The organism is Paradevosia shaoguanensis, from assembly GCF_016801025.1.
Lineage (GTDB): Bacteria > Pseudomonadota > Alphaproteobacteria > Rhizobiales > Devosiaceae > Paradevosia > Paradevosia shaoguanensis.
Genome location: NZ_CP068983.1, coordinates 4,001,462 through 4,027,311 on the forward strand (window position 1 = coordinate 4,001,462; position 25,850 = coordinate 4,027,311).

Sequence of the window (25,850 nt, forward strand, 5' to 3'; positions counted from 1 at the left end):
TAAGTTCCATAATATATAGCGAGCGAACCATAATTCTAAGTCATTGATTTAGTTGCCGTTTTCGAGTGAGAAAATCACTTGGAGAACGTTGCTATGCTTGAAATGGTACGTGTGCACATTGTCGGCCCGCTTATGGGGCGCATGGGCACGATGGCGGCAACGGCGCTTGCGCCGTACGTCATCAACCCTGACCATCGCGTTGCGATTGGGGCAGGGCTTACGGCGACAGGTCTTGTCGCCTTCGACCTGGTGGTCAGCTACTTTAACCGCAACATCTATGCCAACCGCAAGGTGGCGGAGACGATCCGGCGCGAGCTGGGCGGTGATCGCCCATGAGCTGGGATTATTTCGATCGGGTGACCGGTTCCACTGAGTATGAGCGCCAGTCTTGGCGCGATAGCTACAACGGTGGCTGGGCGGCGGGCGATTGGACGGGCAATACGAATGCCCGGATCGCCGCCGAACGCGAAGCCTTCAATGGTGCAACGTGGGAAGGGTCCAGTTCGCAGCCGTCCGCGCTCGAATGGGCGCGCATGGGCGGCGGGCTGTCCCTGCCTGCCGGTGGTGCCGGTTCGTCGCAGACGGCGGGGCCGGGCAATCCTCGTGCAGGCACGTCCGGGGCGGTGGCGCAGCAGGGCGCGGGTGTTGGTAGCGGGCCGGGTTCGGGGCTGGTGCTGACGGTGCCGAAAGGTGGAGAGGTCAAGGACCAGCCGTTGAAGCGGATCGGTCACGGCGGGCCGCAAGAGGCGCTGGGCGCAATCTCTGATATCGGTTGGGTGAGGACCACAACCGGTTGGACGTCGATCCCGTCCAGCGACGTGAAAGAGCGCATTGAGGACGACATTTTTCAGGAAATGTCGTGGATGTGGCGCAACAAGATTGCGCCCGATCTGATGCTGACGCCGCAGCCGTTCCCCGAATTTTTGGGCGATCCGAAGGACTACCAGTTCAATTCATTCTTGGATGAATGGCAGGTGAGGCCGAAGGCGAACGGTGGGCGGAGCATGGCGGAAAAGATGGGCGAGGCGTTAGGCGGCGTCCTGACGGCTACGCCTGAGGCCGATCTGCCGAACCCGCTTTCCTATCCCCCCATGTCGAGTTGGTAGCGAATGGGTCGTTCCCATCCCCCCGGCAAGCGCTGCGATGCATGCGCGAAACGCAGGGCGGCAATCGCCCTCGCACTGAAAAAGTTCCAACGCAAACTGAGAGGTTCCAAATGAAGTCTGTCAATCGACAGCAGTCCCAGCCGTTGCAGGTGCCGCGCACGCGGCGCAATCACGGTCTGGCGGTTCTGACGTCACTGCCTGCGGGCAAGTGCGTGCCTATCGCGGCCATTCCGATGCTGCGCGAGGACGCCATGAGCGGGTCGATCCGCGTGGCCGTCGAGATGCAGGAGACGAAAGAAATCCTGATGAATCCGGTATTCCTCCGGGTGACGGCCTATTGCGTGCCGCTGCTGGCGCTGGAGCGCTTCGAGGGAAGCCGCGACCAGTTCGACCGTTCCTATATGGGGCAACCCAAGGTCGAGGGTGGCGCGGTAGTGCCGTTCATCGAAACGCACGCCATGGGCGCGCATGGGTCGAATGCCGTATACAAGGCGCTCGGCCTGCACGGCAAGCCGACAGATCAGGTCAATACGGCCTATCTTGAGGCGTACAACGCGGTGTGGAATTACCGCGCCAAGAACCGCTCGCCGAATATCACGTCGCGTACGCGCCTTGACGCGACACTCGCCCCGGCGTTCTGGCGCAGTTCGCGCTTCGAGCACGTCGTGCCGGACTTTGATCAGGCCGTCATTGACGGCGAGGTGGCGCTGAACATCGTGGATAGCCGCGTGCCGATCCGTGGCATTGGCGTGCCGGACGGGGCCGCTACGGCGTCGATTGCGGCGTTCCGCGATAGCAGCGGCAATCTGCTGACAGGTAAGACCGGCGTCGGGTCGTCGGCTGGGTTCGCTATGCAGGTGAGCGGGACGGGGGTCACGAGTGCCGCGAACCATGTCGATGTATTCGCTGAGTTGCAGGATAACGGCGTAACCGTCTCGCTGTCGAATCTCGAACTGGCGAAGAAAACGCAGGCCTTTGCCAAGCTGCGCGAGCGCTATCAAGAGCATGACGAGGACTGGATTATCGACATGCTCATGGATGGCCTGACGATCCCGGATCAGGCCTACAAGCAGCCGATCCTGCTGGCCGACCGGACGGTGCGTTTCCAGCAGGCGAAGCGCTATGCGACCGACGCCGGGAACCTCGCGGAAAGTGCGGTGAGCGGGGCGACCATCGCGGATATTCCGCTGCGCATGCCCAAGCTCAATACGGGCGGCGTGGTGATCGTGATAGCCGAGTGCATTCCGGAGCAGTTGTTCGAGCGCCAGCGCGACCCGTTCTTCCATTCGACGGCGGTCGATACGTGGCCGGAATATCTGCGCGACACGCTCGATCCGGAAAAGGTCGACGTGGTGAAAAACGCGGAGATTGATACGGATCATACCGTGCCCAACGCCACGTTCGGCTATGCGCCGATGAATTGGAAGTGGAACGCCTTCGGGCCGCGTGTCGGCGGCAAGTTCTATCGCCCGAGCGTCAATAGTTCGACGGACGAAGAGCGCCAGCGGCTGTGGGCTGTCGAAACTGTCGATCCCAAGCTGTCGGAGGCCTTCTATCTGGTGAAGGCCATCCATACCAAGCCGTTCCTCGATACCGAAAGCGATCCGTTCGAAGCAACGGTCGTCGGCAATACCGTGCTCACGGGTAATACCGTGTTCGGCGGCATGCTGGTCGAGGCGACCAATAATTATGACGCCGTGGCGGCGAAAGCGCCCACGGAGCGGATCGAGAAGGGAGCGTAAGCGATGGTTGTTCGTATCCACAATATCGCCAAGTGGGCGATGATCCCGGCGGGGCAGGTGCTCAAGCTGTCCGGCGAGCACCGGCGCAAGGTGCGTGTCGAGGTGAACTGCGAAGCGCCGACGCGCCTCGATGTAATCGAGGGCGAGGACGAAGGCGAGAAGGGTACCTTTCTCGCTGTCGTGCAGGGCTACGAAGTCCTTGAGTTCGTAGTCTCGGGCGTAGCCCGCTTGGTGCCGACCACCGAGGGTGAGGTCTGGTACTTCACCAACGATGGCGACCAGATCGCGGCGGATATGCCCGAACTGGAAAGCTTTACCAAGATCGCCAGCCGCCGTGCGCGCAATCCTGAACTCGAAATGATGATGTTCAAGATGAATCAGAACATGGAACGGCGGCTTGCAACGCAGGCCGCCGAAATCGAGGCGCTGCGCGAGGCGCAGGCGGCGGCTGAGGTGCCGCATAACCCCGAGACGGGCGAGGTAATCGAGGATGGGCAAGTCGGTACTGGAGATGATCCGGGAACTGCAGGAGCGCCAGCGGGCGGCGAGGGCGTCGCTGCCGAACCGCCCGCAACGGGGCAGGTCGCCAGCGCCAAACCCGGTGCCGGAATTCCCGCTGGACAGGCCACTGCCTGACGATTTCGGGGCTGCGCTGAGAGGGATGGTTGACAAGCCATTCCTCGCTAGCCAGCGATGGCAAGAGCAGCAATGGCGGGCAAACCGTGAGGGCGCGCACCCGGATATCCTCGAATTCGAGCGGGTGTTTATCAAGCGCATGAGCAAGCTGGGCGTGCCCATGTTTGCGCATGAGATGGTTCGGACGCCGGAAAGGCAGAACGACCTCTACGCCCTCGGAAACAGTCGGGCGAAAGCCGGACAGAGCGCACACCAATATGGGTGCGCGGTTGACATCGTGCATTCAACGAAAGCGTGGGGCCTTTCCGAGAAGGAATGGCTGCTGGTCGGCCATGTCGGAAAGGAACTCATCACGCAAAAGGGGCTGGCAATCGCCAGCCTCGCATGGGGCGGGGATTGGTCGTTCTACGATCCCGCCCATTGGGAAGTTTTGGACTGGCGAACGGAAAAGGAGAAATTTCCATGGCCGAAAACGTGAAGCAAATCCCGGCGGTGCTGACGGATAAGAAGGCTCTGCTGAACTGGCGGACCAACCACGACCTGCACGTGCTGATGATCATGAAGCAGCACGGCCTGACGAAAGCGCAGGCCCTTGTGCAGGCCTACCACGAAGGCTCGGAAGGCCTGAGTAAGCGGCTCGCGTAGCGAGACAAGACCGCGAGGGCGCAACCCACTGGATTGCGCCCTCGCGTGCATGTACAACCTTGGCTACATATGCATTTAGTGACACGCAATGCGGAGGGAAATGATGCGAGCGCAGGAACTAGATCGCGTAATGCGCGGGGCAAGAGCGGCGGTTGTGCTGCTGGTTGGTGCCGCGCTTGGCGGGTGGCTCTTGTATGCGGTGGTTATCTATCCGCTAGTTAGCTAGGTGCCGTGTAGCCATCCTGTAAGGGATGGCGAATGTGTATCGCACCAAACACGCTCCCCGATGGTACGCAAGTTGCGTGTCACGAATGCTGGCAATGCAGGGAGCAAGCAATCAATGATTGGGTTGGTCGCAACATTGCCGAAAGTAAAACATCCACGGCCTGTCATGCAGTAACGCTGACGTATGGCCGTGGTCGCGCGAATGAGATACTTCATGAGCGCGCTGTGATCCTGACCTATTCTGATGTCCAGAAATATCTAAAGCTTCTACGCCGTCACGGTTTCCCCGTGCGTTACTTTGTAACCGGCGAGTTCGGAAGTCTAAAGGGCAGGGCACATTGGCACATCATGCTCTATTGGCAAGAGCGTGTGCCAGAACATGTGCTGGACGAAAACTTCATGGAACAGCACTGGCCGCATGGCTGGTCCTTTTGGACCCGGCCAACGGCGCATGCCGTCCGTTACAACTGCAAGTATATCCAGAAGGATATGGGTGAGGCCGAGCGACAGGGCCATTTGGCCATGTCGAAAAAGCCGCCTCTTGGGGCGGCGTACTTCCAGCAGGTAGCCGAGCAGTATGTGAGGCAGGGCCTTGCCCCGCAAACGCTGGAATATTCCTTCCCGGAAGTGAGGCGACGGAAAGCGGACGGCCGACTGGAGGTCGTGCCGTTCATGCTCAAGGATCGCTCGGGCGAACTGTTCCTAGACGGCTTCATGCAGAAGTGGCGTGAAGCCTATCCGGGCCAGCCGTGGCCAAGGTCGGTGCTCTTGGAAGAGTACCTAGATGTGGCCAAGCGACAGCGGCGGCGCATAGCGGAGCGCTGGGAAGCGCTGCCGCCTGATCTGTCGCCGCGACAGCGATTGCAGGTCGCGGATGATCGCAAGGTCTTGGAGCGATTAGAGGCCGATGAGGCCGCGAAGGGAGCGGGTGGCTTGGTGATCAAGCAGCCGCGACATCAACCAAAGCCGCCAATGGATGAATACGCATGGCGGCGTGAATTCGATAGGGTGAATGGAAATGGGACACAGCAGCAGCAAGAGTTCGAGCAGCGGTGGCGGCGGCTCCAAGACAAGCAGTACGACGAGTACGTCCAAGAGCAGCAAGAGCACGGCGAGGTCGTCGAACAGCAGTAGCTGGGGCAGCTATCAATCGGCGCCGGACCCGGTGCGGGTCGCCAGTGGGCGAACTACGGTTGTAGACCGGGACGGCGTATCGTCGGTGATCGCGGAAAGTCAGAAGGGGCAAAACTCCGGTGATAGCCCCGGTCGGTCGGTCGGGTCGCCGTCCAGCAGGCCCGATCCGACAACCCCCACAACGCCCACAACACCTCCGGATGTAAGGCCGGAAAATCGCCGCCGCCTGTCCAACCTGCGGTTGGACGTGGGCAAGGTCAAAAGTTCAACGGTCAAGGATAGTCAGCAGGTCAAAAGCACGAAGCCTCTGAGTTCGGCTGATACAAAGCCGCGCGACAATACCTGCAAACGTAGACCGGAAAACAACAAGCCCAAGGGCGGCGGCGGTGGCGGCTCAATGAGACGCTTTATCCCGTGGTGTGGCTAGCAGCCACAGCGTCGGCCCATTTAACGCGTGACGCGGCGATGCGCTCTTTGCGCGCCGTGTTCGCAATCTCTTCTTCTTGGTCACGTCGGTAATTCCACCATGCCGCGAATTCTTCGGCGGCGATGCGGTCCTTGAAGGCCCATCCGGTGGAATGGTGGCGCTCGGCGGTTTTCCGCCCCTCGGTGATCGAGGCAACGCGCCCATAGACGAATATCGGATAGAATTTGCGCGGGCGACCCCGCGTATTGCCAGACATGAGAACCCCCATAGTTGAACAAGGGGTGGCGAAAGCCACCACCTGCCCACCACCTCGCGTGGGTAAGAGAGGGGTCCCGTCAAGCGGGTCTGGGTGCGGCCCGCAGCGTAGCGAGGACTCGGCCCGCTTTACGGGGGGAGAAAGGCGAGGCGTACTCGCCTTTCTTCCATCTAAGGCCTTGACGGCGTAGGCCAAATCAGTGCAGTGCTGATGAGCGGAAAACGGCAATTATGAGTTCCATAATATATATTATGCGAATGACGTCATGCGGATTGTTCAGACAATCGCTGCCCACCCCACGACAACAATCAGCACGGCGGTCACGAGTCCTGAGAGCACATAGAGCGCCGTTCTAAGTTTGCCGCCCTTGGCTGGCTCGCCTCCCCGCAGGTATACGACGGCGTGGACGATGCGGATGATGAGGTGGAGCCAGACGAGTGTGGCAAGCAGCACCGCATCTACGCCGGCAACCATTGCCAGGACGGCCGGGATTGCGAATGGCGCCAGCGCTTCCACGCTATTCATGTGGACGCGGTCGATCCGGTAAAGCGGGTTTTCGTCACGGGCGTCGGCGACCGGGCCTGAGAGCAAGCCGGCTTTGCCTTTGGACATGCCCGAATAGAGTGCGAGGCCAAGCGAAATCAGGCACAGTATGAGTATACCGATGATGCTCAGTGCGTATGTTTCCATCTATTCCTCTCCCAATGTGCGCTTAGCGTCGACGAGCCTAGGCTCGCTTATCTCAAGGCGTCATGTCGAGCGCTTTCGAAAACTCGGTAGAATGTCGCCCGGCTTTCGATACCTGATGCTTGCCCTAAACGATCAATTCCCGGCCTCGGCGTGCATGTCCCGGAAGAGCCTGGGGGATATTCCAAAGCGGCGCTCGAACGCCTCGCAAAGGCGAGCCGCTGGAAACAGGCCGACCTGCGCGGCAACGGACTTCAGCGATAATCCGCGTGAGAGGAGCATGCGAGCGGCGTCGAGGCGGGCGGTTTCGACGAAACGGGCGGGAGTCTCGCCGGTTGTGGCCACAAACTTGCGATGGAAGGTGCGCTCGCTCAGTCCGGCTCGGCCCGCGAGTGTCGGGACATCCAGTGGAGCAGCCAGGTTGGTCTGCATCCAACCGATCAGGTCGGCAAACGGATTTTGCGCTTTTACCTGCGCCTGCAGGACGGGGCTGAATTGGGACTGGTAGCCGGGTCGTCTCGCATAGAGTACGAGGCGTTTGGCGACTTCCCCTGTGATGGCTGGACCAAGGTCCTCGGTGACTATGGCCAGTGCCATGTCGATGCCTGTCGTTACGCCCGCAGACGTCCAGAGGCGCTCGTCGGTGACGTATAATGCGTCCGGATCCAGTGAAATGGCGGGGAAAGCTTGGGCGAAAGGTGCGCACGCGTCCCAGTGAGTGGCCACGCGATGACCGTCCAGCAGTCCGCAAGCGGCGAGAACGAAGGCTCCGGTGCAGATGGAGCCGAACCGCGTGGCTCTGACTGTGAGCTGGGGGAGCCATTGTCGCAGGACGGAGTCGTTCATTGCCGCGACCACGGGATCGCGTTCTGCTCCTACCACGAGGAGAGTATCAACCTCCCCTGCTCCCAGCTCGGCGATCGAGCGCGTGGCGACGTCAATTCCGCTACTGCTTGTGACCAGCCCTCCCTGCGCCGAGACCAGCTCGATCTTGTAGGAGGGTGGGCGACCACCCTGCCCCAATGCGCGGTTGGCACCGTTGAATACCGATGCCGGGCCAGAGGTATCCAGCAGCTCGAAGTCTGGGTAGACGACAAAGACGATCCGATGCATTGGCAGAAAATAGCATGTTTCTGTCATTTCTGCCAAGCGGGGGTGGCAGTAGCCTGAGAACCGAAGAGTAAAGGCCAGTTCGGAGGCGATCATGAGGAAACGCTATTTCGTTTGGGGTGGGCTTGCGCTGATGGCGTTGGCTATCGCGGGCTTCGGAGGCTGGACACTGTCCTTGCCCGCGGAGACGGCAAGCGTGAAGATCACAGAAATTCCGCCAGAGGAGAGTGCGGCGATACTCGCCGCGCTCAAACCTCCGAAACGTGAGCGCCCGTTGGTGGCGATCGTGGGCATCAACGATGCAACAGAAACCACCGACTATCTCTTGCCGACGAGCATCCTGCGGCGCTCCGATATCGCCGACGTAGAGATGCTGGCGACCGCAGCGGGGCCGGTTCGGCTCTTTCCGGCGCTCACGGTCGAGCCGGATGCGACTATTGCCGAGTTCGACGCCCTCAATCCGGAAGGCGCCGACTATGTGATCGTTCCGGCCATGAGCCGCGACGATGACCCCACAGTCATGGCCTGGCTGCAGGCGCAGAAGAACAAGGGGGCGATCATCATCGGTGTTTGTGCCGGCGCCAAGGTCGTTGCGGCGGCGGGGTTGCTGGATGGCAGGCGGGCAACCACGCACTGGTACTATCTCAAGGATATGCTGCGCGCTCATCCGACCATCACCTATGTACCGGATCGGCGGATGGTCATTGACGAGGGCATCGTGACAACGACGGGTATCTCCGCATCGATGCCGATGATGCTGACGCTCGTAGAGGCAATTGCCGGGCCTGCCAAGGCGACCGCTGTGGCGGATGATCTGGGGGTGCCCTCCTGGGACGCTCGCCACGCCAGCGGAGCATTCAAGATGACGCGACCGTTCGCGACGACTGTCCTCGGCAACACGCTGGCCTTCTGGAACCGTGAGCTTGCGGGCATCGAGCTCCAGCCGGGGATGGACGAGGCGTCGCTCGCCTTCGTGGCCGACGCCTGGTCGCGGACATATCGGTCAAAGGCGACGACGTTCGCAGCATCTGGCGAACCAGTCACGTCGCGCAACGGCATTCGCATCGTGCCTGAGGCTGATGCTGCCGGGATGACCAGGTCCGATCTCACACCCGTCTTCGCCAATGAGAAGGCGCTCGCAGCGCTAGACGGGACACTCGCTGATATCGCCAAACGCTATGGCGAGCCGACGTCCAACGTCGTCGCCATGCAGCTCGAATACCCGCGCTGAATAAAATCGGAAGCCGTGTCGAGATCGTCCGCCATCGTTCGTCGTGAAGACGAACGGGCACTGGCCTGATCAAAAAGGAGGACAAAATGATTGAAAGACTGAACGCCCTCGCTCCCATGGCCCTGGGGATCCTGCGGATCGTGACTGGCCTGCTGTTCGTTCATTTCGGACTGCAAAAGCTCTTCAACTTTCCAGTGCCGTTTCCGGTGCCACTGGATGCGCTTACCATTTCGGCGGGCGTTCTTGAGCTTGTGGGCGGCGCCCTGGTGATGATCGGCTTCCTGACACGCCCCACGGCCTTCATCCTCTCGGGCATGATGGCCGTGGGGTATTGGATAGGACATGCGCCGATGGGTTTTTACCCCGCTGTCAATATGGGAACCGGCGCCATCCTTTTCTGCTTCATCTATCTCTATCTGGTCTGTGCCGGACCGGGTGCGTGGAGCGTGGATGGCCGCCTCTCATTGCCGTGGCGCTGAAGTGTCGTAACTGAATTCATAGCAATCAAGGAAAACTCAGATGACCAAGATGATTTTCGTGAACCTTCCCGTCGTCGATCTGCCACGCGCAATGGCGTTCTATGAGGCACTGGGCTTCGTCAACAATCCGCAGTTCACCGACGATACGGCCGCTGCGATGGTTTGGAGCGAGGCTATCAATGTGATGCTGCTCACGCATGCCAAGTGGCGCAGCTTCACGGACCGCCCGATCGCTCCGGCTGGCAGCAGCGAAGTGATGCTGGCGATCTCCTGCGACAGCAAGGAAATGGTCGATCGCATGAACGAGGCGGCAGCTGCGAATGGTGGCACGGCCGATATCAACCCGAAGCAGGATCTCGGCTTCATGTACAACCGCAATCTCGCTGATCCTGACGGGCATGTCTGGGAGGCGATGTGGATGGACATGTCGGCGATGCCGAACGAGTGACGCCCTAGGCGAGCGGGAGTGTTATCCGGAAGGCCGCTCCCTGGTCGCGTCCGGGTACCAGCTCCAGCTTGCCGTTCATCCGGGCGATGATTTGACGCGAGATCGCCAAGCCCAGCCCGGCACCGAAGGGCGCAGCCCCCTTCCCCATCTGGCCGCGCGCGAACTTTTCGAAGATCAGTTTGCGCTCGGCCTTCGCGATGCCCGGACCGTTGTCTGAAATCTCCACCTGGTAGCGCCCGCGCGAAACGGAGGAGCGAACTTCGACAACCGGGCGAAGTGTATCGTTGTACTTGATTGCGTTCGATATGACGTTGATCAGCACCTGGCAGAGCCGGTCGCTATCCCCGCATACAGTGGCGCCTCTGCTGCGCGAGCCGATCGTGAGGCGCATGTTGCGCTGGCGAGCGAGGCCCTGGCAGATCTCGATGGCGCGTTGAAGTGCTGCCTCGGCGTCGATTGGGCGGTTTTCCCACCCCTGCTCTCCCCGCTCCATGGCCGAGAGGTCGAGGATTTGATCAAGCAGCTTGGTCAGTCGCAGGCTCTCGTCGTGAATGGTGGTAACGAAGCGCTGACGCTCTTCGCCGCTGAGCTTGTCTTCCTCAAGCAGGATTTCCGCGAAACTGCGGATCGAAGTCATGGGTGTGCGCACTTCGTGACTGACCTGGCTCAGGAATTCATCCTTCTGCTGGTCCAGTTCCTTGAGCTGGTCGTTGACCTCTTCGAGCTTGCGTGCGGTCACGCGGAGTTCGTTGGATGTGCGTTCCAGCTCCTGCGAGTATTCGATGGCCTGTTGGGTTTCGTCCGCCATTTGCATGACTTCTTCGAGCGAAACGGCCTCGCCTGAAACTACCTTGCTCAGCATCACATGAGCTGAGGCCGCGCCGATCGAACCGGCGAGTTCGCGTTCCAGTCGGCCGATGAATTCCGGGCTTGGCACCATGTCGGCGCGCGGGACTCCTTCGAACAAGCCGGTAGCGCGCTCGGCCCCCAAGACACGCTGGGCTACGAAGAACAGGTCGTTCGGCGCTGCCGATCCACGCATGAAGTGCTGGTCCGCACGGGCAGTTCGACGGAAGGCATCAACGAAGAGGTTAGCCTGAAGTCGCTCCAGCGCTGATTGGTTGGTGAGCAGCGAGACGACCACCAATACCGTCGTGTTCAGCAGAAGGCTCCAGAAGACCGAGTGAACGAGTGGATCGAGGTGGCCGGCGCCGAACAAGGCCTCGGGGCGCAGCCACGAAATGCCCCAGGGGCCGTTGGCCATGAGGTCGGCTACTATCGGCGAGGAGTTCTCGAAAGACGGCATGAACATCGACCAGGCCCAGATGACGAAGCCGATGGCTACGGCGGCCGTGGCGCCCTTGACGGTCGCGTCCTTCCAGAAGAGCGCTGCGATGATAGCAGGCAGGAATTGGGCTACACCTGCAAAGGAGATCAGTCCGATCGGTGCCAGGGCATCGGAATCCCGGGTGAAATAGAAATAGAGAAAGCCGAGCGAGAGGATAATGCCGATGGAAAGCCGGCGCGAATTGAGAAGCAGGCGGCTGACCCCGTTTGCATCGTTCTCACCCAGGCTTCGCGCCGTACGCAGGGCGATGGGCATGACGATGTGGTTGGAGACCATGATCGAGAGCGCTATGGCCTCGACGATGATCATCGACGTCGCCGACGAGAAGCCGCCGACGAAGGCGAAGAGGGCCAGGCCCTGCTGCCCCGCCGCGAGCGGAAGGGTCAGGACGAACATGTCGGGGTTCGAGCCGGCCGGCATGGAGGTTAGGCCGAATAGTGCGATGGGCAGTGTGAAAAGGCTCATCAACAGCAGGTAGGCTGGGAAAGCCCAACTCGCCGTGCGCAGGTGACTCTCGTCGGAATTCTCGACCACGGTGATCTGGAACTGACGTGGGAGGCAGATGATGGCGGCGATCGAGAGGATATTCATCGCGACCCAGCGGTTACCGAAGGTTTCGTCCGAATAGATGTCGATGCCTTTGGCTTGCGCACTGGCAAAGATCGCCTCGAACCCTCCGCCGATCACCACTACGAAGATGCCCACAGTCAGGAGCGCGGTCAGCTTCACCACGGCCTCGAAGGCGATGGCGGCGACGACGCCATGGTGCTGCTCCTTGGCGTCGACATTGCGGGTGCCGAAGAGGATGGTGAAGAGCGCCATGGCCGCCGCGACACCAAGGGCCAGGCTGACATCGTCAACGCCCTTGAGGCTACCGTCGCCGAGTTCGGACGCGCCGGCTACCGCCTGAATGGATGACGTTACCGCCTTGAGCTGAAGGGCGATGTAGGGAGCGATGCCTATGACCGCGATGATGGTGACAAGCACGGCAAGGCGGCTCGACTTGCCAAAGCGGGAGGACAGCAGGTCGGCGATCGAGGTGAGCCGTTGGCTGTGGCTGATGCGCACGAGTTTGCGCAGGACGAACCACCAGCCGACGAAAACAAGCGTCGGACCGAGGTAAATCGTCAGGTATTCCAGCCCGTTGCGAGCAGCAGATCCCACGGCACCGTAGAATGTCCAGCTTGTGCAATAGACCGAGATTGCGAGGGTGTAGACAAACGGCGAGCGGAGGAACGACCCAGCGTTTTTCCGCGCTCGGCGATCGCCGACATAGGCGATGAGGAACAGCAGGCCGACATAGCCGATCGCCGTGGCGATGACGAAATCGGACGAGAGTGTCATCCGATATCCTCGGTCTTGTGGTCGCCTTCGTGCGGCAGGCGATAGGCGAAGACAGCGGTGCCTACGACCAGCACGAACCAGACGGTGAAAAGGTAGATCACCTCGAGCGGGATGCCGAAAAAGCGCTCGTGGAGATTGAACAACAGCACTAGAGGCGGCAGGAGCAGCAGCGTCCCGAAGATCAGGAAGAACAGCGACGCACCGGGAAGCTTGCGCCTGTCCATGCTATTGCGCCAGTTCTTCACCCAAGAGCCGACGGACTTCGTTGACGACGTCCACGTTGGCATAGGGCTTGGTGATGAAGCTGTCGGCGCCGAGCTCCTCGGCCGTGCGGCGATCCTGCGCCTGGCCCTTCGCCGTCAGCACCAGCACGGGCAGTTCGCGGGTCGCGCTATCGGAGCGTATCTGCTTGAGTACTTCGAAGCCGGACCGCTTTGGCAACATCACGTCGAGCACAACGATACGCGGCTGCAGCCGGCGCACGGCCGACAGCGCGGCCTCGCCATCCGTCACGCTTTGAATCGACCAACCGGCGCGGCGGAGTATGAAGTCGAGCGATTCCAATATGCTCGGCTCATCCTCCGCGATGAGAACATCTACGGTCAAATTTCCCCCCTCGCATCCGCCTCCCTGCAGATGCGCTGCTAGAAAACCGCAATCAGTCGATCCGGTCAAATGCTCTTGGAACGAGAGGCGCACGAACGGCGTCCTGCCCACCACCTGGTGCCAATGCTTCTTCCTGTCGGTCGGGGCACTCGCGCCTCGTGCAGAGCCGGCACGCCGGACCGACGGGGACGTCGGCCGACGAGTCGGTCAGGTCAAGGCCGGTGCCGTAGACCGTCTGGTCTGCGTGCAGCACGTCGCAGGCCAGCATGACCGACGTGTGGATCGCACGATCCGCGAAGCTCGCGGTGCGGCGCCCTGCGCTCTTGGCGAGGAAGAGGTAACGGGAGCCGTCCGAGAACCGCACGACCTGCCGTACGATCGCCTCGGGTGTGCGGAACGCATCATAGATGGCCCAGAGCGGACAGGCGTGGCCGCTGTTGGGCAGCAATAGACCCGGTAGCGGAAAGTGCTTGGTGAGCCGCCCAGCGGGATCGGAACGCAGGAATCCGAAAGGGATGCCGGAGAGGTCGGGGCGGCGAAGCGTTACGAGCCGATGGGCGACCTGCTCGAAACTTGCGGTGTAGGCTTGGCGTAGCGCCTCGATGTCGTAGCGCAGAGATTCAGCGTCCACCAGGAACCGCTCGTAGGGGAAAACCATCGCGCCGGAGGTGTAGGAAGAGAGGGCGCGGTAAGCGAGACGCCGTGCCGCCGGCGTGGTCAACACAGGCGATGACGTCTCCGACTCAATGACATCTCCCGCCGCAAGTTCCGCATAGAGCCTGCAGAGCTGAAACTGGCGTGTCGCGGCTATGGTGCTGGTCTGGAACCACATCACGCGATCTGCGGCGTTGAAGCGATACTGGCCTGGGAAGCCGCGGGCATCGACCTGGCGTTCGGCGCTTTTGCGGACCGTGACGCCGAAACGGGCCTCGAGAGCTTCGACGAGTGCGGGCTCACTCACCTGCCCTATCTCGGTCCTCAATACCTCGGCCACCGCTTCGAGGCGCGGGAAGTAATTGTCGTTCTGGAAGATCAGGTCATCGAGTTCCCGCACGGGACTGGCCGAGCGGCGGTCGCCGTAGTCGCGCTCGAACTGGCCGATGAGGTTGCGGGCCACGTCACCCATGTTGCGTGCTTCGCGCGTGATGGAGTGAACGAAGCGGGCGCGTTCTTCCTCGTCGAGGTCAGTCACGTCCTCCAGAATTTCGGCACCCGAACGTACGGCGGTAATGCCGGAGAGGATGCGGTGGAGCAGTTCGCTGAACAGAGGGTCGGCGCGCAGCCGCAGGGCGTAGTCGTCGGCGCTCGCCATGGCATCGGCATAGGCACGGTGCAACTGGACGATGGCCGAGGCGGCCGCCGGGTGTCGCGCCACAATATCTCGCGCTTCGGGCGCACCGAGCCGCAGCGATGCCAGCACGGGGCCGGCGAAGGCTTCCTCGAGTTCGGCCAGTTGACGGTGCTCGCTCTCGCCTGTCAGCTCACCAATGTCGATCGATAGCTCCGCGGCGATCCTGAGGAGCAAGGCGCCGCCGACGACGCGTTTATTGCTTTCGATGAGATTGAGATAGCTCGGCGAGATGCCGGCACGGCGGGCTAGCTCGGCCTGCGAGATCGCCAGTATTTTCCTACGCGAACTGATCTTTATGCCGATGGGTGCCCTCACCTGCCCCTCCCGATCTGTCAATGAATTTACGGCATATCTCGTGATCGAGTGCAAGGATTTACAGGATTTTGCAGTACTATCAGTGAGTTGTTGCAGTCATTTTCTACGAGGCGGATAGTTCTCCTGGCTGTGAGGAGTCTCGGATCAACGAGCCCCACCCGCAAAGGAGGAGAGCATGACCGATTTCCGCAAGGGCATCAGCCGCCGTACGGTGCTGAGGACCGGCCTGGCCGGCATCATCGCCACCGGCGTTGCCCCGACGATTTTCACGCGCGGCGCGTTTGCGCAGGAATTCTGCAACATGCCCAAGGGCGACACTGTCACCTTGGGCTTCAACATGCCGCTGACAGGCGCTTATGCTGATGAAGGCGCCGACCAGCAGCGCGCGCTGACGCTGGCCGTCGAGCACCTCAACGGCGAGGGTGATGGTGGCCTGATCCCGCATTTCTCGTCCAAGGCGCTCAAGGGCAGCGGTATCCTCGGCAAGAAGGTGGCTTATGTCACCGGCGACGATCAGACCAAGGCCGATGCCGGCCGCGACTCAGCTCGCCGCATGATCGAGCGCGATGGCGCCATCATGATCTGCGGCGCTTCGTCGTCTGCTGTGGCCATCGCCGAGCAGGCGCTTTGCCAGGAAATGGGCGTCATCTATATGGCGGGCCTCACCCATTCCAACGACACCACCGGCAAGGACAAGAAGCGCTACGGTTTCCGTCACTTCTTCAATGCCTACCAGTCGGGCGTAGCCCTGGGCCCGGTGCTCGGCGAAGCCTATGGCAAGGATCGCGTCGCTTATCACCTAACCGCGGACTACACTTGGGGTTGGACCCAGGAAGAGTCGATGATCAAGGCCACCGAGGCCCTGGGCTGGAAGACGCTCCCGCCCGTCCGCACGCCGGTCGGCGCCGGCGACTTCAGCCAGTACCTGACCCCGGTACTGAACTCGGGGGCCGATGTCCTGATCCTCAACCACTACGGCTTCGACATGGTCAATTCGCTGACCCAGGCCGTGCAGTTTGGGCTCAAGGACAAGCAGGCGAACGGCAAGGACTTCCAGATCGTCGTGCCGCTGGTTTCGGACCTGATGGCCAAGGGCGCCGGCGAAGCCATGAAAGGCGTCTACGGTACCTCCAACTGGGACTGGCAGCTGGGCGATGACGCATCCAAGGCCTTCACCAAGTCCTTCGGCGCCAAGTATGGCCAGCCGCCGAGCCAGATTGCGCACACGTCCTACGTCCAGGCCCTGCTCTATGCAGACGCCGTGGAGCGCGCCGGCACCTTCTATCCGCCGGAAGTCATCAAGGCCCTCGAAGGCTTCGAGTTCGACGGCATGGGCAACGGCGCGACGCTCTACCGGGCGGACGACCACCAGTGCTTCAAGGACGTGCTGGTCGTGCAGGGCAAGCAGGCTCCGGCCAATCCGTTCGACCTCCTCGAGGTTGTCGGCAAGGCCAGCCGCGAAGCGGTGACCTACGACCCGGCGATCTTCGGCGGCGAGCTGGGCCCGGATACCCCGGCGCTTTGCTAGCGGACAAACGGGGCCGGGCTCTTCGCCCGCCCCTGCCCCGACGGCGCCCGGCAGCGGGCGCCGCACGCTTACACCGGAGTACGTACGAATGGACGCAATTCTCGCCCAGCTCCTCAATGGCCTGGACAAAGGCGGCGCGTATGCACTGATCGCCCTGGGCCTGACGCTCGTCTTCGGCACACTGGGCGTCGTCAACTTCGCTCACGGCGCGCTCTTCATGCTTGGTGCCTTCTGCGCGGTGACCTTCCGTCGTCTCATCACCATGGAGACGGTGACGGTCGATCCGACCCAGACAACCGCCTGGGGCACTCCGCTCGAAATCCGCACCCCGCTGGCGCAGACATGGTTCGGCGACTGGGGCTCGGTACTGATCGACTATTCTGTGCCGCTTTCGATCCTCTTCGCTATTCCCGTCATGCTGGTCATCGGCATCGCCATGGAACGCGGCATCATCAAGCATTTCTACAAGCGCCCGCACGCCGAGCAGATTCTCGTGACGTTCGGTCTTGCCATCGTGCTTCAGGAAATAATCAAGGCCATGTTCGGCCCCAATCCGATTTCGCAACCAATGCCGCAGGCGCTGCGCGGGGCCGTCGATATTGGCTCCTGGCTTGGCATGGCGCAGGGCGCGGTGACCTATCCGGTCTGGCGCCTCATCTACTTCCTGTTCTCGATCGCCATCCTCGGAGCCATCTTTGCGTTCCTGCGGTTTACGACCTTTGGAATGGTGGTGCGCGCGGGCATGGCCGACCGCGAGACGGTTGGCCTGCTGGGCATCAATATCGACAAGCGCTTCACCATCATGTTCGGCCTTGCGGCCGTGGTCGCTGGTCTGGCCGGCGTCATGTACACCCCGCTGGTCCCGCCGAACTATCACCTGGGCATGGACTTCCTCGTCCTCAGCTTCGTTGTGGTCGTGGTGGGCGGCATGGGCTCGCTTCCCGGTGCCGTGGCGGCCGGCTTCCTTCTCGGCATGCTGCAGAGCTTTGCCTCGATGAACGAGATCAAGCAGATCATTCCCGGCATCGACCAGATCATCGTCTACCTGACGGCCGTGGTGATCCTGCTGGTTCGCCCGCGCGGCCTCATGGGCCGACGCGGCGTGATGGAGGCCTGATCGATGGACTTTTTCCGCCTCTCGCGCCGCGACCTTCTGACCTTTGCTATCTTCGGGCTGGTCGTCGTCGCCATGCCGATCTGGCTGACGCCATTCGGCGCGGCCTATCCGGGCCTGCTGCAGAAGTTTGCGATCTACGCGATCTTCGCCATAGGCTTCAACATCCTCTTCGGCCTCACCGGCTATCTCAGCTTCGGTCACGCCGCCTTCCTTGGTGTCGGCTCCTATACGGCCGTCTGGTCGTTCAAGCTGCTGACCATGGACGTGCTGCCGGCGATCCTGTTCGCGGTTGTCATCTCGGGATTTTTCGCCCTTGCGATCGGCTATCTGAGCCTGCGGCGCTCGGGCATCTATTTCTCGATCCTGACGCTGGCCTTCGCGCAGATGTCCTACAACCTCGCCTATTCGGTGCTCACGCCGATCACCAATGGTGAGACCAGCCTGCAACTGACCCGGCAGGACCCCCGTGTGCTCGACAGCATGCTCTCGGCCCGTGGTGAAGGTTTGCCGACGGCCGGCCTCTTCGGTCACAGCTTTTCTGGCTTCGAGGGCTTCTACTTCTGTGCCTTCGTGCTGCTGATCGCCTTCTTCGTCGCGCAGAAGATCTTTGCGTCGCCCTTCGGCATGATGCTGCGCGGCATCAAGTCCAACCAGACGCGCATGAACTACACGGGCTTCGATACCAAGCCCTACGCCCTTACGGCCTTCGTCATTTCGGGGATGTATGCAGGTCTTGCCGGAGCCCTCCTCGCTGTCACAGACCCGTTGGCGGGAGCCGAGCGTATGCAGTGGACGGCCTCGGGCGAAGTGGTGCTCATGACCATTCTCGGCGGCGTTGGCACGCTGGTGGGGCCCGTCATCGGGGCCTGGCTCATCAAGTATTTCGAGAACATCTTCTCGGCCTTCAACGAATCCACCCTGCATCGCTTCTTTGATTTCCTGCCCGCGCCGGTCGCCGATCCCGTAGTCACGGTCGCCAGTCTGTTCGTGGGTGAAGGCTGGCAGCTTACCCTTGGGCTCCTCTTCGTGCTGGTCGTGATGTTTTTGCCCGGCGGCATCATGGAGGGCGTCAGGCGGATCAGCGCCACCTTCCGGCGGCGCTCAGCGGCACCACCGAACCCTGCCACCCAAGCCCAGCCCGCGGAGTAGAGCCATGAGCCAAGCCGACAAGAATGTGGTTCTGCATGTGGCCGATGTGAGCAAGAGCTTCGGCGGCCTCCAGGCACTGTCGGACATCGATCTTGAGGTCGAGCAAGGTAAGACACATGCGATTATCGGCCCAAATGGGGCCGGCAAATCGACACTCCTCAACGTCATAATCGGCCGCCTGCCGCCGAGCCGGGGCGCCGTGGTGTTCGACGGCAAGGTGCTTACCGGCAAGAAGCCCTATGAGATCAACCAGCTTGGCGTCGCCCGCGTCTTCCAGACGCCGGAGATATTTCCGGAGCTTTCGGTTCTTCAGAACGTCATGGTCCCCGCCTTCGCCAAGCGCGATGGCGCCTTCCGGGTCAATATTGCCCGCGCGGTCGAGTTCGAAAACGGTATTCGTGGTGAGGCGGAGGAGATTCTGCGGGATGTCGACCTCCACGAACGCCGTCACACGCACGCCGGTGCGCTTTCGCGCGGCGACAAGCGCCGCATGGAGCTGGCCATGTGCCTGATCCAGCACCCGCGCCTTCTGCTTCTCGACGAGCCCACGGCAGGTATGAGCCGGCACGACACCAACACCACCATCGATCTGCTTAAGAAGATCAAGGCGCGCGGCATGACCAAAGTCATCATTGAGCACGACATGCATGTCGTGTTCTCCTTGGCCGATCGGATATCGGTTCTATCCGGCGGCCGCATCATCGCCGAGGGCACGCCCGATGAAGTACGCGGCAACGTCAAGGTTCAGGAAGCCTATCTTGGCGGCGCCCACCGGCTGGAGCCCGCGGAGTGATGAGCACGATGACCATGGACGTCCCAACCGGCATCGAAATCGACGTGATCGAGACCTCCATTGCACGCGAAGCCGCCTACTTCGCCGTCGAGGAGCTCCACGCCTACTATGGTGAAAGTTACATCGTTCAGGGCGTGAGCTTCGAGATTCGTCGTGGCGAAATTCTCGCATTGCTCGGCCGGAACGGTGCCGGGAAGACCTCGACCCTTCGCACGATCGCGCGCCTCGATGACCCGGCGCTGCACCAGGGCGAAATCTGGCTCGAGGGCAAGCCTGTCCACCGCATGCGCAGCCACGAAGCCTCGCGCGCCGGCATCCAGCTCGTCCCCGAAGACCGCCGTATCATCCCCGGCCTCACCGTCGAGGAGAACCTGACGCTTGCCCAGGTCGCGCCTGCGCACGGCTGGGAGCTCGACCGTATTTACGCCCACTTCCCGCGCCTCGCCGAACGCCGTCGCCAGGAAGGCATCACTCTTTCGGGTGGCGAGCAGCAGATGCTGGCCATCGCCCGGGCCCTGGCTCGCGATATCAAGCTGTTGTTGCTGGATGAGCCCTACGAGGGGCTGGCTCCGGTCATCGTCAAGGAGATCGAAAAGATCCTCAACGAGATCAAGGTCGGCGGCATCACGACCATCATCGTCGAGCAGAACGCCATTGCCGCGCTCGAACTGGCCGATCGCGCCGTGATCCTCGACACTGGCGCAGTGGCATTCACCGGCACGGCCAAGCACGTGCTGGAAAACGAGGACCTTCGGCAGGAATACCTGGCGATCTAGTCATTGAGACCGAGTTTCCGAAGCAGGGAGTTGGAAGCAGCGCTCCGTTGACGCATTCGTGGTTGCGCCATCCCCAAGGATAACGGACGGCAAGGCTGACAGCGACGCGATGCGCTGTTATAGGCCCGGCATCTTGTCCCTCCGGTTTCCCCACGAGCTAAGCGATGTCTGACGCTGTTGGCGTGAAAAGCCTTTTTGCCTCCTACGATGGCAAGACGGTCCTCGATGATGTGTCGTTTTCCATTCGGCGCGGCGACAGTTTTGCGCTGCTTGGCCCGAACGGCGCCGGCAAAACCACGCTGGTCAGCATCCTTTGCACGTTGCGCCTGCCGGACAGGGGGACCGCGCAAGTTGCCGGCATCGACGTGGTCAAGCAGCCCACGAAGGCGCGCGAAACCATCGGTGTGGTGTTCCAGGATTCCAGCCTCGACGACCGGCTGAGCGCCTGGGAAAATCTGGAGTTTCATGGGCTCGTTCACGGCCTCGCTCCAAAAGTGCGGCATGAGCGGACCGAGGCCGTGCTGGCACTGGTCGAATTGAGCGACTGGGCTGACGATATCGTTCGCAATTTCTCGGGTGGCATGCGGCGCCGGCTGGAGATCGCCCGCGCGCTCATGCACGAACCCACCATCCTCTTTCTCGACGAGCCGACGGTTGGTCTCGATCCACAAACGCGGCAGCGCATCTGGAGTTACCTTGACCGCCTGCGCCGTGAGCGGCACCTGACCGTGCTTACGACCACGCACTATATCGAGGAAGTCGAAGGGGCCGACCAGGTCTGCATCATCGATCACGGGCACATCATTGCCCAGGGCACGCCAACCGAACTCAAGGCTGCCCACGGCTCGCGCTGGCTGCATGCCACACCTCAGGATGAAACAGTCGCAGCGGAAATCGCAGGTGACTATCCGCAGATCCAGCGGCTCGGCAGCGGCAGCCTTGCGCTGCCGATCACTGACGAAGCGCTCGCCGACACGTTTCTGGCCCAATATCGCTATCGGCTGGAGGAGATACGCTTCCAGGAGCCGACGCTCGAGAGCGTTTTCCTCGCCCTTACCGGCCGTGAATTGCGCGACCGGGCCAATGGCCAGCGCGACGCCCAACGCAGTGCCGGTCGTCGGGGAGGTCAACGATGAACCGCGCCATCATTCTTGCCCGCGGCCTCTACGGCGTATGGCTGCGCGAAATCACACGCGCAACGCGCGACCGTGGCCAGATGATCGGCGGCATCAGTCGCCCCCTGATCTGGCTGCTCGTACTGGGCGTCGGCCTCAATCCCTATTTTCGCGGTGAAGTATATGGTGAGGTTCGGTACGTTATCCCATTCACCTATCTGCAGTTTCTTTTCCCTGCGGTGATCGTCCTCAACATCATGTACACCTCGATCCAGTTTGCCGTATCGGTGATCTGGGACCGCGAGTTTGGCTTCCTGCGAGAGGTTCTGGTCTCGCCGATGCCGCGCTCGCTCATTCTTCTGGGCAAGGTTCTGGGCGGCAGCACCGTCGCGATGATCCATGGCGGCCTCGTGCTTATCCTCGCGCGCTTCGCAGATGTGACGCTTGATCTTGAGCAGATGGCGATGGCGCTCGGACTGATGTTCGTGCTCTCGTTCGGCCTCACCTGCTTCGGCGTAGTGCTCGCTTCGAAGGTGCGCAGCTTCGAGGGGTTTGGCGTCTTCTCCAACACCGTCATCCTGCCCCTCTACTTCACGTCCTCCTCGATTTTTCCGCTCGATCCAACCCTATCGCGCACACAAACCGCCACTGCCTACCCGGAATGGCTGGTTTTCATGGTGCAGATCAATCCGATCACCTACGCCGTTGACGCCCTGCGCGGTACGATCATCGGCTTCAACCAGTTCCCTGCCTGGTATGGACCGGCGGTGATCTTCGCGATGGCAGCGATTTTCTTCGTTTGGGCGCTGATCGGGTTCCGCCGGCAATGACCGCACCCCGCCGACATCGCTGGAGGCGCGCGGCGCTCAACTTTGTGGTGGTCGTCGCTCTACTCACCGCAGCGAGCTTCCTGCCGCCTGATACCTCATTGCGCGACAGGCAGCAGACCGGCGTGCTCAAGGTCTGCGTGCCGCCGAGCTACCCGCCGCTCGTGACCGGTGATCCGTCCCGTCCCGGCTTCGATATTGAATTGCTCGAGGCCATCGCGGGCCAGATGAGGCTCCGATTGGCAATCAACACGCTTGCCTCGATCGGAAGTGACTTCAACCCGCGTAACTGGATGCTGACGCGTGCGCAGTGCGACGTCATCGCCGGCGGCGTGGCCGATACCGTCCAGACGCGTGGCTTCCTCCAAACCATCCCTACGCCGGCGGAAACTGGTTGGATGGCCATTTCGCGTAGTGGCACCCTCCCCGCTCGCGGCGAAACGATTGCCGTGCTGCCCGGGACGGCCGGGCTCGATCGCGTCAAGCTTTCAAGCTGGGTTCGAGCAGGCGGTTGGCGCGCCCAAGGGACATCATCGCCAGCTCAATTCAGGAGCACGCTTGTCGAATCGGGTCTGGCCGCCGGGATAGCCGAACGCTTCGTCATCGACTCGCTGCATCTGGACGATCAGGGCTTCATTCGCTTCTGGCTGCCTGAGGAGGATTTTCCACGATATCGAATGGCGCTCGGGCTGTGGAAAGGCGACCAGACGCTAAAGCGCGCCGTGTCTAGTGCTTTGGAATCTTTAGAGAAGTCCGGAGCGGTCTATACACTGCAGCAGAAGTACGACCTCGTCGCGCCCTGACCGCGCCTGAAAAGCCAATTGCCGTTATTGGCTAAATCGCTGTGGGCATTTCACAGTCGCCTCTTTGTTGTCATTGAGCGTTAATTGCCTCCATGCCAAAGGGAGGCGTCATCCTCGGTCGGGGCGACTCGTCTGCCGATGACCATAGACAACTACCTTGTGGGGTTATCGTGCCTTTCAAATCCCTGCGGTTCGCCGCTTCCGCCGCCATTCTCGCGCTCAGCGTAGTGGGTGGCTCTTCTTCCATGGCCGCGGGCTTCACTGCAGAGCAGGCTGCTGCCGGCCAGACGGCGTACAATTCCAATTGCGCGCAGTGCCATGGCCGTCAGCTCGAAGGTCCTGAGGCTCCCGGTCTCGCCGGTTCCGACGTGATGCAGAACTGGAATACTGCCGGCGGCATCTATGACTTCATTTCGGTGGCGATGCCTCCGTCCGCGCCCGGCCAGCTGGGCGAAGAGACGTATCTGAACATCGTCGCCTACATCATGCAGTTCAATGGCGCCGCGCCGGGCGATGCCGCGCTGACGCCCGATACCATGGCGGCCGTCTCGCTTTCGGCCGAAACCGCTGCCGGTGCTGCCAGCATGGCCGCTGCGGCTCTCGATGCAGGTGGCGCCCCCGCTGCCACGGCAACGCCGGTTGCGACCTCCGTGCCGCAGGCTTTCACCTGGGGCAAGCAGCTCCCGGGCGGCCTGGCTCCGGAACAGATGGCTCCCGCGGCAGCACCCGCCGCTCCGGGCGTTCCCCAGGCCTTCACCTGGGGCAAGCAGCTCCCCTCGGTCGCCAACTAATACGCTTTCTTCTGGCGCTTCTGGCGCCTTCTACTGGAGGTATCGATGAAAATCGAACTGATGAAGACCCTCTTTGCGGCAACGACCGCACTGGTGGCCATTTCGGCCCCCGCTTATGCGCAGGGCATCAAGGATTACACGCCCGTTACGGCCGAGATGCTGGCCAACCCGCCGGCCGAAGAATGGCTGATGTTCCGCGGTGCCTACAACAACCAGGGTTACAGCCCGCTCGATCTCATCAACAAGGACACGGTCGGCAAGCTGCAGCTCGCCTGGGCCTGGCCGATGGCTGAAGCCGGCATCCAGGAAACCGCTCCGCTGGTGCATGACGGCATCATGTTCCTGCAGACCAACAACAACATCGTCGAGGCGCTCGACGCCAAGACCGGTACCCTGATCTGGCAGTACCGCCACACGCTCGCCGAACTCCCGGCTTCGTGGAGCTACCAGGCCAACCAGGCCCGTCGTCAGAAGAACTCGATCGCCCTGTACGAAGACAAGGTGATCCTGACCACGGCCGACGCCAAGATCGTCGTGCTCAACGCCGCCGACGGCAAGATCGTGTGGGAAAAGCAGGTTCTCGACTACAACCTCGGCTATTCCTACACCGTTGGTCCGGTCATCGCTGACGGCAAGATCATCTCGGCCATCTCGGGTTGCTCGATCGCTGGCACTGCCGGCGGCTGCTTCATCATGGCTCATGACGTCAACACCGGCGACGAAGTCTGGCGCTTCAACACCATCGATGACCCGAACAATCCGGCTCAGCAGGCCAGCTGGGGCGATGTTCCGCCGGAAAACCGTTGGGGCGGCACGCCCTGGACGACCGGCGCGTACGATCCGGAAACCAACACCACCTACTGGGGTATTGGTATGCCTGGCCCCTATTCCGAACTCATTCGTGGTTCGGGCGACGGTTCGGTGCTCTACACCAACTCGACCCTGGCTCTCGATGTCGGCACCGGCAAGCTGAAGTGGTATTACCAGCACCTGCCGCGCGACAACTGGGACCTGGACAGCCCGTTCGAGCGTATCCTCGTCGATCAGGAAATCGATGGCGTGAAGCATAAGCTCCTCGTCACCGTTCCGGGCAAGAACGGCATCGCGTTCGCTCTCGATCGCGACACCGGCAAGTACCTGTGGTCGAAGGAGACCGTGGTCCAGAACGTCGTCAAGTCGATCGATGCCGACGGCACTGTCCACATCAACGAAGACCTGATCTCGAACGCCGTCGGCGAAGAGCATCTGATCTGCTCGTCCGTGTCGGGTGGCAAGCTCTGGCAGGCCGGCTCGTACAGCCCGCTGACCCAGGCCTACTTCGTGCCGCTCACCGAGGCTTGCAACACCGTTGCTCCGACCCAGACTGAGTTCACCGCTGGTAACGCCGTTGGCGCCGTCAAGTTCGGCCCGCGCGTGCTTCCGGAAGGCATCACCGATGCCGGCCTGATGCAGGCTCTCGCGGTCAACCCGACCCAGGGCGAGTCCAAGTGGCAGTACCGCAGCCGTCCGTCGATGACCTCCTCGGTCCTGGCGACCGCCGGTGGCCTCGTGTTCGGTGGTGACGCCGCCCGCGCCGTCAAGGCTTGGGACCAGGAGACCGGTGACGTGGTGTGGTCGCAGACCCTCAACGCCCCGATCGGTGGTTACCCGATGACCTACGAGATCGATGGCGAGCAGTATCTGGCCATTCCGACGGGCTACTCGAACGCAGCCTCGTCGATCTCCTCGGCTTTCCCGGAGATCCCGCTGCCGACCGGTTCGGGCAACTCGATCTTCGTGTTCAAGCTGCCGAAGTCCTAAGTTTTTCGACGCACACCGAAAGGGGCCTCCGGGCCCCTTTCTTCTTTTCCTGGAGACTACA

27 protein-coding genes are annotated in these 25,850 nt (G+C 61.7%); 20 read left to right on the forward strand and 7 right to left on the reverse strand.

Annotation, left to right across the window (positions count from 1 at the left end; translation table 11 throughout):
* Positions 1-93: 93 nt before the first annotated feature.
* The 7 genes from JNE37_RS19475 (at position 94) to JNE37_RS19505 (ending at position 5,488) form a co-directional block, all read left to right on the forward strand.
* Positions 94-336, forward strand: a complete 243-nt coding sequence (locus tag JNE37_RS19475) for a hypothetical protein (RefSeq protein WP_203064454.1) — start codon at positions 94-96, stop codon at positions 334-336.
* Positions 333-1,106, forward strand: a complete 774-nt coding sequence (locus JNE37_RS19480; protein WP_203064456.1) for a hypothetical protein — start codon at positions 333-335, stop codon at positions 1,104-1,106. Before JNE37_RS19475 ends, JNE37_RS19480 begins: the two co-directional genes overlap by 4 nt.
* Positions 1,107-1,216: 110 nt before the next feature.
* Positions 1,217-2,848: a hypothetical protein gene (locus tag JNE37_RS19485; protein ID WP_203064458.1), complete on the forward strand. Its 1,632-nt coding sequence runs from the start codon at positions 1,217-1,219 to the stop codon at positions 2,846-2,848.
* Between the two features lie 3 nt (positions 2,849-2,851).
* Positions 2,852-3,484: a hypothetical protein gene (locus tag JNE37_RS19490; protein ID WP_203064460.1), complete on the forward strand. Its 633-nt coding sequence runs from the start codon at positions 2,852-2,854 to the stop codon at positions 3,482-3,484.
* Between the two features lie 25 nt (positions 3,485-3,509).
* A complete protein-coding gene (locus tag JNE37_RS19495) occupies positions 3,510-3,962 on the forward strand; it encodes a M15 family metallopeptidase (protein WP_203064462.1) in 453 nt (150 codons plus the stop codon).
* Positions 3,947-4,129, forward strand: a complete 183-nt coding sequence (locus tag JNE37_RS19500) for a hypothetical protein (protein ID WP_182397307.1) — start codon at positions 3,947-3,949, stop codon at positions 4,127-4,129. Before JNE37_RS19495 ends, JNE37_RS19500 begins: the two co-directional genes overlap by 16 nt.
* A 450-nt stretch (positions 4,130-4,579) precedes the next feature.
* Entirely contained in the window at positions 4,580-5,488 is a 909-nt protein-coding gene (locus JNE37_RS19505) for a rolling circle replication-associated protein (RefSeq protein WP_203064464.1), read from the forward strand.
* 407 nt (positions 5,489-5,895) lie between these two features.
* Here the strand turns inward: JNE37_RS19505 and JNE37_RS19510 are convergent, their stop codons facing one another.
* The 3 genes from JNE37_RS19510 to JNE37_RS19520 all read right to left on the reverse strand — a co-directional run bounded on the left by JNE37_RS19510 (position 5,896) and on the right by JNE37_RS19520 (position 8,064).
* Positions 5,896-6,171, reverse strand: coding sequence for a hypothetical protein (locus JNE37_RS19510; protein ID WP_203064466.1), 276 nt, complete (start codon positions 6,169-6,171; stop codon positions 5,896-5,898).
* A 276-nt stretch (positions 6,172-6,447) separates the two neighbouring features.
* Positions 6,448-6,861: an MAPEG family protein gene (locus JNE37_RS19515; protein ID WP_203064468.1), complete on the reverse strand. Its 414-nt coding sequence runs from the start codon at positions 6,859-6,861 to the stop codon at positions 6,448-6,450.
* Positions 6,862-6,993: 132 nt separating this feature from the next.
* Positions 6,994-8,064, reverse strand: coding sequence for a GlxA family transcriptional regulator (locus tag JNE37_RS19520; protein ID WP_246513376.1), 1,071 nt, complete (start codon positions 8,062-8,064; stop codon positions 6,994-6,996).
* Here JNE37_RS19520 and JNE37_RS19525 point away from each other — a divergent pair.
* The 3 genes from JNE37_RS19525 (at position 8,063) to JNE37_RS19535 (ending at position 10,126) form a co-directional block, all read left to right on the forward strand.
* Positions 8,063-9,199 carry a DJ-1/PfpI family protein gene (locus JNE37_RS19525; protein ID WP_203064478.1) on the forward strand — a complete coding sequence of 379 codons (1,137 nt, stop codon included), beginning with the start codon at positions 8,063-8,065 and terminating at the stop codon, positions 9,197-9,199. The two genes, JNE37_RS19520 and JNE37_RS19525, sit on opposite strands and share 2 nt — an antisense overlap.
* An 86-nt stretch (positions 9,200-9,285) precedes the next feature.
* Positions 9,286-9,678: a DoxX family protein gene (locus JNE37_RS19530; RefSeq protein WP_182397301.1), complete on the forward strand. Its 393-nt coding sequence runs from the start codon at positions 9,286-9,288 to the stop codon at positions 9,676-9,678.
* Positions 9,679-9,718: 40 nt separating this feature from the next.
* Complete coding sequence (locus tag JNE37_RS19535; protein WP_203064480.1) at positions 9,719-10,126, forward strand: VOC family protein; 408 nt, start codon at positions 9,719-9,721, stop codon at positions 10,124-10,126.
* Between the two features lie 4 nt (positions 10,127-10,130).
* Here JNE37_RS19535 and JNE37_RS19540 read toward each other — a convergent pair whose 3' ends face one another.
* From JNE37_RS19540 to JNE37_RS19555, 4 genes are read right to left on the reverse strand one after another with little or no spacing between them, the layout of a single operon-like run.
* Entirely contained in the window at positions 10,131-12,818 is a 2,688-nt protein-coding gene (locus tag JNE37_RS19540; RefSeq protein WP_203064482.1) for a sensor histidine kinase, read from the reverse strand.
* The gene (locus tag JNE37_RS19545; protein ID WP_035038741.1) at positions 12,815-13,042 is read right to left on the reverse strand and encodes a hypothetical protein; all 228 of its coding nucleotides are present in this window, start codon (positions 13,040-13,042) and stop codon (positions 12,815-12,817) included. The genes JNE37_RS19540 and JNE37_RS19545 overlap by 4 nt, the downstream gene beginning before the upstream one ends.
* 1 nt (position 13,043) lies before the next feature.
* Entirely contained in the window at positions 13,044-13,424 is a 381-nt protein-coding gene (locus JNE37_RS19550; protein WP_203064484.1) for a response regulator transcription factor, read from the reverse strand.
* 52 nt (positions 13,425-13,476) lie between these two features.
* Positions 13,477-15,090, reverse strand: coding sequence for a helix-turn-helix domain-containing protein (locus tag JNE37_RS19555; protein WP_203064486.1), 1,614 nt, complete (start codon positions 15,088-15,090; stop codon positions 13,477-13,479).
* Between the two features lie 175 nt (positions 15,091-15,265).
* Between JNE37_RS19555 and JNE37_RS19560 the strand changes: the two genes are divergently transcribed.
* The 10 genes from JNE37_RS19560 to JNE37_RS19605 all read left to right on the forward strand — a co-directional run bounded on the left by JNE37_RS19560 (position 15,266) and on the right by JNE37_RS19605 (position 25,789).
* The gene (locus tag JNE37_RS19560) at positions 15,266-16,618 is read left to right on the forward strand and encodes a substrate-binding protein (RefSeq protein ID WP_035038738.1); all 1,353 of its coding nucleotides are present in this window, start codon (positions 15,266-15,268) and stop codon (positions 16,616-16,618) included.
* A gap of 88 nt (positions 16,619-16,706) precedes the next feature.
* Positions 16,707-17,735, forward strand: coding sequence for a branched-chain amino acid ABC transporter permease (locus JNE37_RS19565; RefSeq protein WP_035038736.1), 1,029 nt, complete (start codon positions 16,707-16,709; stop codon positions 17,733-17,735).
* 3 nt (positions 17,736-17,738) lie between these two features.
* On the forward strand, positions 17,739-18,884 hold the full coding sequence (locus tag JNE37_RS19570) for a branched-chain amino acid ABC transporter permease (RefSeq protein ID WP_203064487.1): 1,146 nt from the start codon (positions 17,739-17,741) through the stop codon (positions 18,882-18,884).
* Positions 18,885-18,888: 4 nt separating this feature from the next.
* Positions 18,889-19,677, forward strand: a complete 789-nt coding sequence (locus JNE37_RS19575; protein ID WP_203064488.1) for an ABC transporter ATP-binding protein — start codon at positions 18,889-18,891, stop codon at positions 19,675-19,677.
* The gene (locus tag JNE37_RS19580; RefSeq protein ID WP_379125331.1) at positions 19,677-20,453 is read left to right on the forward strand and encodes an ABC transporter ATP-binding protein; all 777 of its coding nucleotides are present in this window, start codon (positions 19,677-19,679) and stop codon (positions 20,451-20,453) included. The genes JNE37_RS19575 and JNE37_RS19580 overlap by 1 nt, the downstream gene beginning before the upstream one ends.
* Before the next feature lie 164 nt (positions 20,454-20,617).
* A complete protein-coding gene (locus JNE37_RS19585) occupies positions 20,618-21,589 on the forward strand; it encodes an ABC transporter ATP-binding protein (protein ID WP_203064489.1) in 972 nt (323 codons plus the stop codon).
* Positions 21,586-22,398 carry an ABC transporter permease gene (locus JNE37_RS19590; protein WP_035038731.1) on the forward strand — a complete coding sequence of 271 codons (813 nt, stop codon included), beginning with the start codon at positions 21,586-21,588 and terminating at the stop codon, positions 22,396-22,398. Before JNE37_RS19585 ends, JNE37_RS19590 begins: the two co-directional genes overlap by 4 nt.
* On the forward strand, positions 22,395-23,198 hold the full coding sequence (locus tag JNE37_RS19595; protein ID WP_203064490.1) for a substrate-binding periplasmic protein: 804 nt from the start codon (positions 22,395-22,397) through the stop codon (positions 23,196-23,198). The genes JNE37_RS19590 and JNE37_RS19595 overlap by 4 nt, the downstream gene beginning before the upstream one ends.
* Before the next feature lie 170 nt (positions 23,199-23,368).
* Positions 23,369-23,989 carry a c-type cytochrome gene (locus JNE37_RS19600; RefSeq protein WP_182397293.1) on the forward strand — a complete coding sequence of 207 codons (621 nt, stop codon included), beginning with the start codon at positions 23,369-23,371 and terminating at the stop codon, positions 23,987-23,989.
* A 45-nt stretch (positions 23,990-24,034) separates the two neighbouring features.
* On the forward strand, positions 24,035-25,789 hold the full coding sequence (locus JNE37_RS19605; RefSeq protein WP_182397292.1) for a pyrroloquinoline quinone-dependent dehydrogenase: 1,755 nt from the start codon (positions 24,035-24,037) through the stop codon (positions 25,787-25,789).
* The last annotated feature ends 61 nt before the right edge of the window (positions 25,790-25,850 follow it).

Coding starts and splice junctions, on each gene's coding strand:
- JNE37_RS19575 (WP_203064488.1), top strand. CDS start 18,889: ATGAGCCAAGCCGACAAGAATGTGGTTCTGCATGTGGCCGATGTGAGC.
- JNE37_RS19490 (WP_203064460.1), top strand. CDS start 2,852: ATGGTTGTTCGTATCCACAATATCGCCAAGTGGGCGATGATCCCGGCG.
- JNE37_RS19570 (WP_203064487.1), top strand. CDS start 17,739: ATGGACTTTTTCCGCCTCTCGCGCCGCGACCTTCTGACCTTTGCTATC.
- JNE37_RS19590 (WP_035038731.1), top strand. CDS start 21,586: ATGAACCGCGCCATCATTCTTGCCCGCGGCCTCTACGGCGTATGGCTG.
- JNE37_RS19595 (WP_203064490.1), top strand. CDS start 22,395: ATGACCGCACCCCGCCGACATCGCTGGAGGCGCGCGGCGCTCAACTTT.
- JNE37_RS19530 (WP_182397301.1), top strand. CDS start 9,286: ATGATTGAAAGACTGAACGCCCTCGCTCCCATGGCCCTGGGGATCCTG.
- JNE37_RS19585 (WP_203064489.1), top strand. CDS start 20,618: ATGTCTGACGCTGTTGGCGTGAAAAGCCTTTTTGCCTCCTACGATGGC.
- JNE37_RS19535 (WP_203064480.1), top strand. CDS start 9,719: ATGACCAAGATGATTTTCGTGAACCTTCCCGTCGTCGATCTGCCACGC.
- JNE37_RS19515 (WP_203064468.1), bottom strand. CDS start 6,861: ATGGAAACATACGCACTGAGCATCATCGGTATACTCATACTGTGCCTG.
- JNE37_RS19560 (WP_035038738.1), top strand. CDS start 15,266: ATGACCGATTTCCGCAAGGGCATCAGCCGCCGTACGGTGCTGAGGACC.
- JNE37_RS19495 (WP_203064462.1), top strand. CDS start 3,510: ATGGTTGACAAGCCATTCCTCGCTAGCCAGCGATGGCAAGAGCAGCAA.
- JNE37_RS19580 (WP_379125331.1), top strand. CDS start 19,677: ATGAGCACGATGACCATGGACGTCCCAACCGGCATCGAAATCGACGTG.
- JNE37_RS19485 (WP_203064458.1), top strand. CDS start 1,217: ATGAAGTCTGTCAATCGACAGCAGTCCCAGCCGTTGCAGGTGCCGCGC.
- JNE37_RS19525 (WP_203064478.1), top strand. CDS start 8,063: ATGAGGAAACGCTATTTCGTTTGGGGTGGGCTTGCGCTGATGGCGTTG.
- JNE37_RS19605 (WP_182397292.1), top strand. CDS start 24,035: ATGAAAATCGAACTGATGAAGACCCTCTTTGCGGCAACGACCGCACTG.
- JNE37_RS19510 (WP_203064466.1), bottom strand. CDS start 6,171: ATGTCTGGCAATACGCGGGGTCGCCCGCGCAAATTCTATCCGATATTC.
- JNE37_RS19565 (WP_035038736.1), top strand. CDS start 16,707: ATGGACGCAATTCTCGCCCAGCTCCTCAATGGCCTGGACAAAGGCGGC.
- JNE37_RS19540 (WP_203064482.1), bottom strand. CDS start 12,818: ATGACACTCTCGTCCGATTTCGTCATCGCCACGGCGATCGGCTATGTC.
- JNE37_RS19480 (WP_203064456.1), top strand. CDS start 333: ATGAGCTGGGATTATTTCGATCGGGTGACCGGTTCCACTGAGTATGAG.
- JNE37_RS19500 (WP_182397307.1), top strand. CDS start 3,947: ATGGCCGAAAACGTGAAGCAAATCCCGGCGGTGCTGACGGATAAGAAG.
- JNE37_RS19545 (WP_035038741.1), bottom strand. CDS start 13,042: ATGGACAGGCGCAAGCTTCCCGGTGCGTCGCTGTTCTTCCTGATCTTC.
- JNE37_RS19475 (WP_203064454.1), top strand. CDS start 94: ATGCTTGAAATGGTACGTGTGCACATTGTCGGCCCGCTTATGGGGCGC.
- JNE37_RS19520 (WP_246513376.1), bottom strand. CDS start 8,064: ATGATCGCCTCCGAACTGGCCTTTACTCTTCGGTTCTCAGGCTACTGC.